This window comes from Enterobacter genomosp. S (genome assembly GCF_001631805.1).
Classification (GTDB): domain Bacteria; phylum Pseudomonadota; class Gammaproteobacteria; order Enterobacterales; family Enterobacteriaceae; genus Enterobacter; species Enterobacter quasihormaechei.
The window spans coordinates 154,061-166,183 of sequence record NZ_LVVA01000001.1; the positions used below are offsets into that span (position 1 = coordinate 154,061).

Sequence of the window (12,123 nt, forward strand, 5' to 3'; positions counted from 1 at the left end):
GTTTGTTGTTGAAGTGAGTATACGCAATGGTACAGGGAGGGGATAATTCTGGACAGACTAAAATTGTCTCTCATTGACCTGGCTTGTTGACTACCTTCACATTTCAGGCAAATAATTCGCGACAAGAAATAAGATTTACGTATGCATAAAAAAACCGGCCTTCAGGCCGGTTTCATTCGCTCGCGGGCAAGTACGCTTACTGTGCTTTAGGTGCCTGCGGGTCGGTGTCGTATTCAGCACAGGTCTGATAACCAGAATTGATTACGTGACCCGTATCATCCAGGGCGACAAAGTAGGTCTCTGCCTTACCATCGCGTTGACCCAGAATATAGGTCTGGCAGGTACCACGCGCGTGGATCATGGTGACCTCAGAAGAAGGTTTACCGGCAATGGCCGCAACCTGGGAACGCGTCATCCCTTTTTTGACGTCTTTAACTACTGGCTGTGTGAACTGATCTTTAGTGCGATCGTAAGCTGTACACCCTGCCAGCATAGTCAGTACCGCCGCTGCGCTTAAAATTCCTGCTACGTTCTTGTTCATATTCCGTCCTCTTGTTTATCAGCGTGTTAACTAAGCATGGGATAAAAATTACTATTGTTCAACTTTGCGAGTTACGCCAGACGAATTTCGGAAAATTCTAATAAAACAACGATAAGCTGCTAAATCGCTGTAAAACAGTACACTCAAAACTGTGATCCTTGTCGTTTTCCCGACAAAGGGTTAGTTTTAACAGATCGTACATTCTGTTTGGTTCTGCATAGGGAGGGCGTAATGGCTCTGCAACAAGAAATTATCCAGGCGCTGGGCGCGAAACCTGCGATTGATGCCAATGAAGAGATCCGTCGTAGCGTTGATTTTTTGAAAGCTTACCTGTCTGCACACCCTTTCCTGAAGACGCTGGTGCTGGGTATCAGCGGCGGTCAGGATTCCACGCTGGCCGGTAAGCTGAGCCAGATGGCCATCTCCGAGCTGCGTGACGAGACCGGTGACGCCGCGCTGCAATTTATTGCCGTACGTCTGCCGTATGGCGTGCAGGCCGACGAGCAGGATTGTCAGGATGCTATCGCCTTTATCCAGCCGGACCGCGTGCTTACCGTGAACATCAAAGGATCGGTGCTGGCAAGCGAGCAGGCCCTGCGTGAAGCCGGCATTGAACTGAGCGATTTTGTTCGCGGCAACGAGAAAGCCCGCGAGCGCATGAAGGCCCAGTACAGTATTGCAGGCATGACCAAAGGGGTGGTCGTCGGCACGGACCATGCCGCGGAAGCCATTACCGGCTTCTTCACCAAATACGGCGATGGCGGCACGGATATCAATCCGCTCTTCCGCCTGAACAAGCGTCAGGGCAAGCAGCTGCTGGCGGCGCTGGGCTGCCCGGAACACCTTTATAAGAAAGCGCCAACGGCAGACCTCGAGGACGATCGTCCTTCCCTGCCGGATGAAGCGGCGCTGGGCGTGAGTTATGACAACATCGATGATTATCTCGAAGGCAAAACGCTCGACGAAGGGACTGCGAAAATTATCGAAGGCTGGTATCTGAAAACCGAGCACAAGCGCCGTCCACCAATCACGGTGTTTGACGACTTCTGGAAGAAATAGCCACTATTTTTGCCCAGCGGCGCTTCGCTTGCTGGGCCTACGGTTCCGCGCTGTTGCAGGCCGGGTGAGGCGTAGCCGCCACCCGGCTCTTTTTTAACCACCAAACACCTGCTACACTGTATACCTGAACAGTATATGGAGCAGTATGTGAGCAGGCGTCAATCCGCCCCGCGTCTTGAGTTTGAAGCGGCGGCTATCTACGAATATCCCGAGCATCTTCGCCCCTGGCTTGAGGCATTGCCTAAACAGCCTGGCGTCTATTTCTTCCACGGCGACAGCGACACCATGCCGCTCTATATCGGCAAAAGCGTGAATATCCGCAGCCGGGTGATGTCGCACCTCCGTACCCCAGACGAGGCGTCAATGCTCAGGCAGTCCCGGCGGATCACCTGGATCGAGACGGCAGGCGAACTGGGCGCTCTTCTGCTCGAAGCCAGGCTCATCAAGGAACAGCAGCCGCTGTTTAACAAACGCCTGCGCCGCAACCGCCAGCTGTGTTCCTTGCAGATCAAAGCGGGAAAACCGCAGGTGGTGTATGCCCGCGAAGTGGATTTTTCACATGAACCGAATCTTTACGGCCTGTTCGCCAACAAACGTGCCGCCCTGCAAACCCTGCAATCCCTGGCTGATGAATTACAGCTTTGCTACGGCCTGCTGGGGCTGGAGGCCACCACCCGCGGCCGCGCCTGTTTCCGTTCCGCGCTGAAACGCTGCGCCGGGGCGTGCTGTGGAAGAGAGAGCGTTGAAGAGCATCACGCCCGGTTTATGGCGGGCCTGGCCTCTATCAGCGTTAACTGCTGGCCGTGGGAAGGCGCGGTGGCGTTGAAAGAAACCCGCGAGGGTATGACGCATTATCACATTATTCGCAACTGGCTCTGGCTTGGCGCCGTCGATAGCCTGGATGACGCCACCGCCCTGCTGCGCACCCCGGCCGGGTTCGATCAGGACGGATACAAGATTCTCTGTAAGCCACTGTTAACCGGAAAATATGAGATCATCGCGCTCACTGACCCGGCAGCCAGGTAATTTCACTGAACAGCAGCGCACCTTTTGTTTCCAGTAATCGGAGGGTATGGGTGCCCGCTTCCCAGCTGGCGCCCTGATCGGCGGTCAGTAACTTGTTGCCCAGTTGCCAGGCCCCGCTTAACACGAACGCCACCCCACCGCGTGACGCGAAGGTGGTGAACGTTCGGGTAGCAACGCGCACCTTTGCCTGGCAGTGCTCCCGTCGGGTCATGACGTTGAAATCCATCGACATCTGCCCCTCCGTAAGCACGGCTTTTACCGTCAGATCGCCCGCAAAGCCGTAAGGCTGATGGTGTTTCAGAGTATGGCAAAACGCCCTGCCCGCATCCAGCGTCACCACGCCGCCTTCCAGCAGCGTTATCACCCGGTCAACGCCCGGAAAAGCGGAGAATTCGCCGTCACTGGCGATGGAGGCAATGCTGGCCCGCCAGGAAAAATCCCGCGTCGCGGGAGGGAAACAGCAAATCTCACGCGTCTCACCCGCGCCGTTACGCCAGAGACTGACGGGCATTTTACGGATATCAAAGAATTCCATTACCACTCCTGAAGGACGCACCGTGCGCCAGGGCATTTCACAGACGTATTATCGGCAGCGGTAAGGCCAGACCTTAGGCATGGGGCAAAAGAAAAACCGCCGGTCCTGTCCACAGCGTTTTCGCTTTTGTAGACAGGAGCCCGGCGGTCTTAAGAGAGTGAGCCGATTATTCGGCTGGTGCAGGCATTTTACCTTCCGGCGCTGCACGTTCTGTCAGACGCTTCTCAAAATTGGTATTAAACTGCTTTTTCTGTTCCGGCGTCAGAATGTTGTAAATCTTGTTCTGGGTTTCCATGTGGGCCAGCATGCGCGCTTTATGCTGCTCGGCCATTTTATCGATCTGCGCTTCTGCTTTTGCTTTATCGAAGCTGTCGCTGGCAATGATGTCATGCATCGCGCGGCGCTCTTCCAGCGGAGGACGCTTCATCTGGTCACGCTGGCTTTTTCTGATGTCGCGGATCTGCTGCTTCTGCGCGTCGGTCAGGTTCAGGTCTTTAAACATCATCATCTCATGATGCATACCCGGCTTGCCTTTATGATGCATCATCATTTTGCCTTCAGCCGGCGCGGCGGTAGTGGTCGCGGTATCTGCGGCGAACGCCATGCTGGTAGCGCCCAGAGCCAGGGTAGAGGCAACAAACAGTGCAGTTAATTTACGCATAATGTCTTTCCTTACTTTCAGTTATTCTTCGGCGCTATGCCGTGTTGACGAGATTAACTTTACGGGGTTTATCGTCAATTAGTCAGAGCAACGGTAAAACAATGAAAGTATAAAAAACACGTTTTCGCCAATTATGGAGAAATTAAGGAAAAAGCGTGGAGAGATGAAACAGAAATATTCAAAAGGATGATTTTAAAGAGATTATGGAGAAGTATAACGAAGTGCCGTTTAATAATAAAGCAATACTCCAGGAAAATTCCGCAAACTATACAAGAGCGCTTTTATCGCTAAGAAATTTATTCTTCACTTCCCCTCCGGTCTACGCGAGGGGAAACGATCAGGACATTTTTTCCAGCATCAAGCCGGCCCGTAAACCAAATGCGACCGACGGATTAGGGAATAAAACATATTCCGTGGCGTGTTGTACCGCATAGCGAGTCTCACCATCTTCCGCCAGCAGGACTCCCTGTCGAAACGGCGTAAAGTTCAGCGTATGGGGCGCCATATGAAGATGGAAAGCCTCGCTGCGGCGCGTGATCTGCTGCACGACCCGATAGCGCACGACGGGTTCACAGACGTGTTCCGGGGCAACCCCTGCGAGCAACGCCCGCAGCGCCTGATGCGTAGGGGCAAAACGGGTAAGGTCGTTTTGACCGAACGGCAGCGCTTTTCCCAGCTCCAGGGTGCAGGAAAGCGCGCCAAAACTCTCGCAGGTGAAATGGGTAAACGTGCCGCCCGGCGTCTGGTGGAAAACCAGCGCCTCCAGCCCGGCATCGCCAAGCCAGTCCAGAAACGCTTCATCCCAGGGCTGGTTTCGCTGCGGTAAAACGCCAAAACGCACGTGATACGAGGCGCGAATGGCCGTATGCAGATCGAGGTGCCAGCGCGTTGCCCCCGCCCCGGCAAAAAACGTCGTTACCACCTCCTCCAGCCATTGCGCGCGCGTCGTTTCATCGCTCTCTGGAAATTGCGTCCAGCGCCCCCCAAACATGCGGTTGAGGTCGCTCACGAGATACCGTTTGTTTTGCGCCAGCGCAGGCGGATTTCCCAGCACCACCAGCAGACGGCAGTGCAGCGTGATCTCCTTGCGACAGAGCGCGCGCAGCAACAGATCGACAATCTCCACGGGCGCGGTTTCGTTTCCGTGAATGCCGGTGGAGAGCAGCAGCGACAGGTCATATTCCTCCAACGGCGTCAGCTCAAGCACGCCCGGTCCCAGCCATCGCCAGTGGAATGAGGGGCCTTCCCCCTCGTGCCGCTCTGGTGTCTTTCCAGCCAGCGTCAGCGCCAGTAAGTTTTCCATATCGTCTCCTTAGCGCTGGAACGGATAAACCGAACCCAGTTGCAGGATGGTCGACAGGGCATCCAGCGCCTCGCGGCCTTCGCGCAGCAGCTGCGGATCAACCAGATCGGCCTGAACCAGACGGTCGCGATAGTAGCGATCCACCCAGTCGTTGAGGGTATTGAACAGGGTGTCGTTCATCATCACTGCCGGATTCACCGCCTGCATCTCCTCCGGCGTGAGTACCACGCGAAGGCGCAGGCACGCCGGTCCCCCGCCGTTGGCCATACTTTCCCGCAGATCGAATACGCGGAGTTCATCAATCGGGTTATCCGCCTGCACCAGCTCGCTGAGATAGCGCCACACGCCCTGATGATTGCGGGACTCCTGGGGCAGTACCAGCATCATGCTGCCGTCTTCCCGGCTCAACAGCTGGCTGTTGAAGAGGTAGGTTTCGACGGCATCCTGAACGCTTACCGCCTCCGTGGGCACCTGAATCGGCATAAATCCCGGCACACGTTCACGCAGCGTAGCCAGCAGCTTTTCCTGATGGGCAAACGCCTGCTCGTGGCAAAACAGCACCTGGCGGTTCGAAACGGCAATCACGTCGTTATGAAACACGCCCTGGTCGATTACCTGCGGATTTTGCTGGGCAAAAATCACCTGAGAAGGATTCACCTGGTTCAGCCGCGCCACCGCCTGACTCGCGGCCAAGGTTTGTCTCGCCGGATAACGAACCGGCGCGGCGTGGCCGCCCTCTTCTCGTCCGTAGATAAACAGCTGCAAGCCCGGATCGCCATAGTCGCCGCCCAGACGGTTGTGGTTTGCCGCCCCTTCGTCGCCAAACATCGCGACCTGCGGCAGCGCCTGATGGATCTCGAAATGCGCCTCATGATTAAAAATGGCGCACAGCACACGCCCGGTGGTCTCCGCTTCGCTGGCGCGGTGGAATTTATTGTTCAGGTTAGCAACGGTCAGATGCACTTTGCCGTCCAGCGTATCCGCCGACGGCGCGACGGTGGCAGCATTCGCCACCCACATCGAAGAGGCTGAACTGGCCGCAGAAAGCAGCTGTGGCGTCTGCGTACCGGCTTTTTCCACTACCTCCTCATCCGTGCCGCTGAAGCCCAGCTGGCGCAGCACGGCCACGTTCGGACGCTCCTGCGGCGGGATCACCGCCTGCGGGAAACCGGCATCGGACAGCGCCTTCATTTTAAGCAACCCCTGCTTCGCCGCCAGTTTCGGGTTCGAGACCTGGAAGCGGTGCTTCGTCGAGGCTTCATTGCCGAACGACAGCCCGGCATAGTGGTGCGTCAGCCCCACCAGCCCGTCAAAGTTAACCTCACGCGCTTTCATGGGTATCACCCTCTGTAAAATCCAGCCCAGGATTCAGCGATTCCGGCAGCGTCAGCGCCGGGGTTTCCAGGCTTGCCATCGGCCACGCGCAGTAATCGGCGGCATACCAGGCGCTGGCGCGATGGTTGCCCGACGCCCCCACGCCACCGAACGGCGCCGTGCTCGCCGCGCCGGTCAGCGGTTTGTTCCAGTTCACGATCCCGGCGCGCGCTTCCAGCAGCAGCTGGTCGAATTTTTCGCGATGCGGCGATATCAGGCCGCTCGACAGGCCGTAGCGGGTATTGTTGGCCATCGCGATCGCCGCATCAAAATCGTCATAGCGCCAGACGCACAGCAGCGGGCCAAAGACCTCTTCATCCGGCACAGGGTCAACACCGCTCATCTCAATAATGCCGGGCGTCAGTAACGAGGTGCCCGGTGCGACCTGTTTCGGCTCCAGCAGGGTTTTCGCCCCGCGCGTCACATGCTCCTGCCAGGCTTTCAGCACATTCTGCGCGGCCTGCTCGGAAATCAGTCCGCCGATAAACGGCTGCGGCTCGGCATCCCACTGCGCGGGGGTCAGACGCGCGCTCACGTCCACCAGGCGCTTCAGGAACGCGTCGCCCTGCGGGCCGCGTTTCACCAGCAGACGCCGGGCGCAGGTGCAGCGCTGCCCGGCGGTAATGAATGCCGACTGAATGGTCAGGTGGACCGCGGCGTCGATATCATCCGGATCTTCCACAATCAGCGGGTTATTGCCGCCCATCTCCAGCGCCAGAATTTTTTCCGGCTGCCCCGCCAGCTGGCGATGCAGCTGATAGCCCGTTCCGGCACTGCCGGTGAACAGCAGGCCGTCAATGTCGCTCAGCGCGCTCAGCGCCTGACCGGTTTCACGCCCGCCCTGCACCAGATTCAGCACGCCCGGCGGCAGCCCGGCCTGCTCCCACAGCTTCACCACCGCCTCGCCGGTTAACGGCGTGAGCTCGCTTGGCTTGAAGATGACGGTATTCCCCGCCAGCAGCGCGGGTACGATATGCCCGTTCGGCAGATGACCGGGGAAGTTATACGGGCCGAACACCGCCAGCACGCCGTGTGGACGGTGGCGCAGCGTGGCGGCGCCGTCCGGCATATCGGTATGCTGCTCGCCGGTGCGGGCGTGGTACGCCTTCACCGATATACCGATTTTGTTGATCATCGCCGTGACTTCGGTTGCCGCTTCCCAGCGCGGTTTGCTGGTTTCGGACGCGATGATGCGCGTCAGTTCGGCCTTGTTCGCCTCCAGCAATCCGGCAAATTTCTCAACCAACGCCTGACGCTCGGAGAATGGCCGTTTCGCCCACGCCGGAAACGCGCGGCGAGCAGCCTGGCAGGCCTGTTCAACTTGCCCGGGGCTGGCGTCGTTCCCCTTCCAGAGCACTTCCTGGCCCACCGGATTGGTTTTGATCCGCGCCTCACCTTCGCCCGTTACCCAGTCACCGTTAATCCATAGAGTCATGCTGTTTTCTCCTCAGGGCAGAGCCGCACCAGGCGAACCGTATCGCCGGCGTTACATTTCAGGGCATCCAGCTGCGCAGGCGTCAGCACCAGACGCTCGCATGCCGGGTTGGTTCGCACCAGCATGGCGCGGAAGTTGGTGTAATTCTCGTTCGAGACCAGGCAGGCCGGCCATTCGCCCGGTGCAGGCTGGCCTTCCGAAACCTCGACCAGACGGCTTTTACGGATGGCGCGTACACGGTCAATGTCGCACTCCAGCGTCGGGCCGCCGTCGAAGATGTCGACGTAGTTACGGTAGCGAAATCCCTCTTTCTCCAGTACCGCGCGGGCCGGGGCGGTTTGCGGATGGACTTCACCAATTACCGCCTGCGCTTCCGGCGTTAAGAAATGGGTATAGATAGGATGCTTCGGCATCAGCTCGGCGATAAATGCCTTCTGACCGGTGCCGCACAGGTAATCCGCCCGGCTGAACTCCATGGAGAAGAAGCGTTCGCCCAGGCTCTCCCAGAACGGCGAGTAGCCCGTCTCATCAATCACGCCGCGCATTTCGGCGACCACTTTTTCGTTGAAACGGTCGCGAAAGGCGGCCATAAACATAAAGCGCGATTTGGAGAGCAGATAGCCGTTGCCCTCCTTACGCCAGTCCGGATCGAGGAAAAGCGTGCAGAGCTCGCTGGCGCCGGTATGGTCATTACAGAGAAAGAGCGTCGGTAATGCGTTGTAAACGTTCAGCTCTTTCGAGGCGTGGACCATCGTGCCGACGCGGTAGTTGTACCACGGATCGTTAAGCCCGACGGCCACTTCGATGGCGCAGATCCCCGCCACGGTCCCCGTGTCGGTCTCTTCCAGCACGAACACATAGCCCTGTTCGCTTTTTGGCAACGTCCCCTGCCAGGTTTGCAGGGCGCGATCAATGCGCGCCGACAGCGTTTGTTCATCGGCAGGCAGCGAGGTCAGCCCGCCCCCTGTCTTACCGGCAAGCTGCATAAGCCCGGCGAGATCGCCGTGCGCAACGGGACGGATAACCATCATGATGACACCCCGGACTTCACCTGATCGCATGCCAGCGCAAAACGATCTAACCCGGTTCTGACCTCTTCCTCGCTGACGATCAGCGCAGGGGCAAACCGAACCACGTTGGCACCGGCAATCAGCACCATCACGCCCTGTTTTGCCGCTTCCTGTGAAATCAGCTTCGCTTTTCCGGCAAACTCAGGGGCAAGCTCACAGCCAATCAACAGCCCCAGACCGCGGATCTCTTTGAACAGCCCGGTCTGGTTATTGATGGCGGTCAGACGCTCAACAAACCACTGGTGACGCTGCTTCACGCCGTTAAGCACCTCAGGGGTATTGATGATATCCAGCACCTGCCCGGCAACAGCGGTCGCCAGCGGGTTACCGCCGTATGTGGTGCCATGGGTGCCCACGGTCATCACGCTGGCAAATGTATCGGTGGTCAGTATCGCTCCCACCGGGAAACCGCCGCCGAGCGCTTTGGCTGTTGAGAGCACATCCGGGGTCACGCCATAGTGCATGTAGGCGTACAACTCACCCGTGCGGCCCACGCCGGTCTGTACTTCGTCAAAAATCAGCACCGCGTTGTGACGATCGCACAGCTCGCGCAGCCCTTGCAGGAACGCTTTCTGAGCGGGCACGACGCCGCCTTCACCCTGCATAGGCTCCACGATCACCGCACAGGTGTTATCGTCAATCAGCTCGCTGGCAGCGTGTAAATCGTTATACGCCGCGTGACGGATATCCGGCGGCAGCGGCGCAAAATCCTGAGAATAGGAGGGCTGGCCGCCTGCACTGACGGTAAACAGCGTGCGGCCATGGAAGGCATTTTTGAAGGCGACGATGCCGCTCTTGTGCACGCCGAATTTATCGTGCGCATATTTTCGCGCCAGCTTTAGCGCCGCTTCGTTCGCTTCCGCGCCGGAGTTACAGAAAAAGACTTTTTCTGCGAAAGTGGCGTCGATTAGCTTCTTCGCCAGACGCAGCGCCGGTTCGTTGGTGTACCCGTTGCCGGTATGCCAGAATTTCGCCGCCTGGTCGTTCAGCGCCTGCCGCAGCGCCGGGTTCGCGTGGCCCAGCGCATTCACCGCAATCCCACCCGCAAAGTCAATGTACTCTTTGCCCTGCTGATCCCACAGGCGAGAACCTTCCCCACGTACCGGAATAAAAGCCGCCGGAGCGTATACCGGCATCATCCATTCATCGAAATTTTCACGCGTAACTAACAGAGACATAGCGACCTCATCCGGTAAATAAAAGGTTGTTTAAATGTTAAATAATTGAGTGTTTGCACTGTGAATGTAGATTGCAGCGTTCGTGCCAGCCAGCGATAAAAATGCATAAACGGGATGAGGTAACAGAATATCAACGAGTTACAATATGAAATTATTCACTGTTGGTGCATAAATAGTGAATATTTTTACATCAAGCGGCGCTTTGCCGCATGAAAACAAGAAAGAGTATGCAGAGACCAAATATAATTCTGGAATTGTGATCGCTCGCGAAATTTATCGGTTCTTTACGCCCTGTTTGAGGGCAAGGCGCGTCGAAATGGTGCAAAATTTGCACCGTTGGCATTATCTGTCGCAGTAATTGGGCGAAGCGGATAACAGACGACGTAAATTCTGCTACCATCCATGCACTATTTACCTTGCATTGGCAGCGACTATGAAATTTGTCTCTTTTAATATCAACGGCCTGCGTGCCCGCCCTCACCAGCTTGAAGCAATTGTTGAGCAACATCAGCCAGATGTGATCGGCTTGCAGGAGACAAAAGTTCACGACGATATGTTCCCGCTCGAAGACGTAGCGAAGCTGGGCTATAACGTCTTTTACCACGGTCAAAAGGGCCACTACGGCGTTGCGCTGCTGACCAAAGATACGCCAGTATCGGTGCGTCGTGGCTTCCCGGGTGACGGTGAAGAGGCGCAACGCCGCATCATCATGGCGGAAATTCCTTCCGCACTCGGCAACGTGACCGTCATCAACGGCTATTTCCCGCAGGGTGAAAGCCGCGATCATGAAACCAAATTCCCGGCTAAAGCGAAGTTTTATCAGGATCTGCAAAACTACCTGGCAACCGAACTCAACAAAGAAAATCCGGTGCTGATCATGGGCGACATGAACATCAGCCCAACGGATCTGGATATCGGCATCGGCGAAGAGAACCGCAAGCGCTGGCTGCGCACTGGCAAATGCTCTTTCCTGCCGGAAGAGCGCGAGTGGATGGAGCGCCTGCTCGGCTGGGGGCTGGTGGATACCTTCCGTCATGCCAACCCACAGACGCAGGACCGCTTCTCGTGGTTTGACTACCGCTCGAAAGGCTTCGATGACAACCGTGGCCTGCGAATCGATCTGCTGCTGGCAAGCGCCCCGCTCGCCGAGCGCTGCATTGAAACCGGCATCGACTATGATATCCGCAGCATGGAAAAGCCGTCTGACCATGCGCCGGTATGGGCAACATTCAAGCTGTAATCCCCAGTGAATAGCAAAAAAATCATTCTCCTGTGCGCCCTTCTGGGCGCATTTGTTTTGATCGTTGTTTTGCTTCCTCCGGGCGTTCTCTCCCTCGACGCGTTAAAAATGCACCAGCAAACGTTGGTCAATCGTATGGAGCAGGCGCCCCTTCAGAGCGCGCTGCTCTATTTTGCGGTTTACGTTCTGGTCTCCGCGCTGTCAATACCCGGGGCCGCGCTTCTGACGCTGCTCGGCGGGGCGATTTTCAGCCTGTGGGAGGCGACGCTTTTGGTCTCATTTGCCTCAACGCTCGGCGCCACGCTTGCCATGCTCGTCAGCCGTTATCTGCTGCGGGACTGGGTGCAACGGCGCTTTGCTGCACAGATGAACACGATCGACACGGGAATGGATCGCGACGGCGCGCGCTACCTTTTTGCCCTGCGCCTGATGCCGTTGTTTCCGTTCTTTCTGGTTAATCTACTGATGGGCCTTACCCGACTTAAGGTGCGTCACTACTGGTGGGTGAGCCAGCTTGCCATGCTGCCTGCCACCGTCATCTATCTGAACGCCGGGCGCGAACTGGGGAAACTCACTTCGCTAAGCGATATTCTGTCGCCGGGATTGCTGTTCGCCTTTACACTACTGGGGTTATTACCGCTGGCTACGCGCCGGCTGTTTTCCCGATACATCCCTTCGATTAAAAAGTGAGGCATTATGCG

The 12,123-nt window shown here is 57.1% G+C and carries 12 protein-coding genes; 4 read left to right on the top strand and 8 right to left on the bottom strand.

Features of this window, described 5'->3' with window-relative positions:
- Positions 1 to 196 precede the first annotated feature (196 nt).
- Positions 197 to 541 carry an osmotically-inducible lipoprotein OsmE gene (gene osmE / locus A3466_RS00785; RefSeq protein WP_003857836.1) on the bottom strand — a complete coding sequence of 115 codons (345 nt, stop codon included), beginning with the start codon at positions 539 to 541 and terminating at the stop codon, positions 197 to 199.
- Between the two features lie 231 nt (positions 542 to 772).
- On the opposite strand from osmE, the gene nadE reads away from it, so the two are divergent.
- Both nadE and cho read left to right on the top strand, forming a co-directional pair.
- The gene (gene nadE / locus A3466_RS00790) at positions 773 to 1,600 is read left to right on the top strand and encodes an ammonia-dependent NAD(+) synthetase (protein WP_063448995.1); all 828 of its coding nucleotides are present in this window, start codon (positions 773 to 775) and stop codon (positions 1,598 to 1,600) included.
- A gap of 147 nt (positions 1,601 to 1,747) precedes the next feature.
- Positions 1,748 to 2,626, top strand: a complete 879-nt coding sequence (gene cho, locus A3466_RS00795) for an excinuclease Cho (RefSeq protein ID WP_063449451.1) — start codon at positions 1,748 to 1,750, stop codon at positions 2,624 to 2,626.
- On the opposite strand, the gene ves is transcribed toward cho, so the two are convergent.
- From ves to astC, 7 genes are all read right to left on the bottom strand, one after another.
- Positions 2,604 to 3,161, bottom strand: coding sequence for an environmental stress-induced protein Ves (ves, locus tag A3466_RS00800; RefSeq protein WP_063448996.1), 558 nt, complete (start codon positions 3,159 to 3,161; stop codon positions 2,604 to 2,606). The two genes, cho and ves, sit on opposite strands and share 23 nt — an antisense overlap.
- Positions 3,162 to 3,327: 166 nt before the next feature.
- Positions 3,328 to 3,822, bottom strand: coding sequence for an ATP-independent periplasmic protein-refolding chaperone Spy (gene spy / locus A3466_RS00805; RefSeq protein ID WP_063448997.1), 495 nt, complete (start codon positions 3,820 to 3,822; stop codon positions 3,328 to 3,330).
- A gap of 337 nt (positions 3,823 to 4,159) precedes the next feature.
- Entirely contained in the window at positions 4,160 to 5,125 is a 966-nt protein-coding gene (astE, locus tag A3466_RS00810; protein ID WP_063448998.1) for a succinylglutamate desuccinylase, read from the bottom strand.
- Between the two features lie 9 nt (positions 5,126 to 5,134).
- Positions 5,135 to 6,460: an N-succinylarginine dihydrolase gene (gene astB, locus A3466_RS00815; protein WP_063448999.1), complete on the bottom strand. Its 1,326-nt coding sequence runs from the start codon at positions 6,458 to 6,460 to the stop codon at positions 5,135 to 5,137.
- Entirely contained in the window at positions 6,447 to 7,934 is a 1,488-nt protein-coding gene (astD, locus tag A3466_RS00820) for a succinylglutamate-semialdehyde dehydrogenase (RefSeq protein ID WP_063449000.1), read from the bottom strand. The genes astB and astD overlap by 14 nt, the downstream gene beginning before the upstream one ends.
- A complete protein-coding gene (astA, locus tag A3466_RS00825; protein WP_063449001.1) occupies positions 7,931 to 8,965 on the bottom strand; it encodes an arginine N-succinyltransferase in 1,035 nt (344 codons plus the stop codon). Before astA ends, astD begins: the two co-directional genes overlap by 4 nt.
- Positions 8,962 to 10,182 (bottom strand): succinylornithine/acetylornithine transaminase, encoded by a 1,221-nt coding sequence (gene astC, locus A3466_RS00830; protein ID WP_063449002.1) that lies wholly within the window; start codon positions 10,180 to 10,182, stop codon positions 8,962 to 8,964. Before astC ends, astA begins: the two co-directional genes overlap by 4 nt.
- 433 nt (positions 10,183 to 10,615) lie before the next feature.
- Here astC and xthA point away from each other — a divergent pair, with 433 nt between their 5' ends.
- Positions 10,616 to 11,422, top strand: a complete 807-nt coding sequence (xthA, locus tag A3466_RS00835; protein ID WP_063449003.1) for an exodeoxyribonuclease III — start codon at positions 10,616 to 10,618, stop codon at positions 11,420 to 11,422.
- Positions 11,423 to 11,428: 6 nt separating this feature from the next.
- The gene (locus tag A3466_RS00840) at positions 11,429 to 12,112 is read left to right on the top strand and encodes a TVP38/TMEM64 family protein (RefSeq protein ID WP_063449004.1); all 684 of its coding nucleotides are present in this window, start codon (positions 11,429 to 11,431) and stop codon (positions 12,110 to 12,112) included.
- The last annotated feature ends 11 nt before the right edge of the window (positions 12,113 to 12,123 follow it).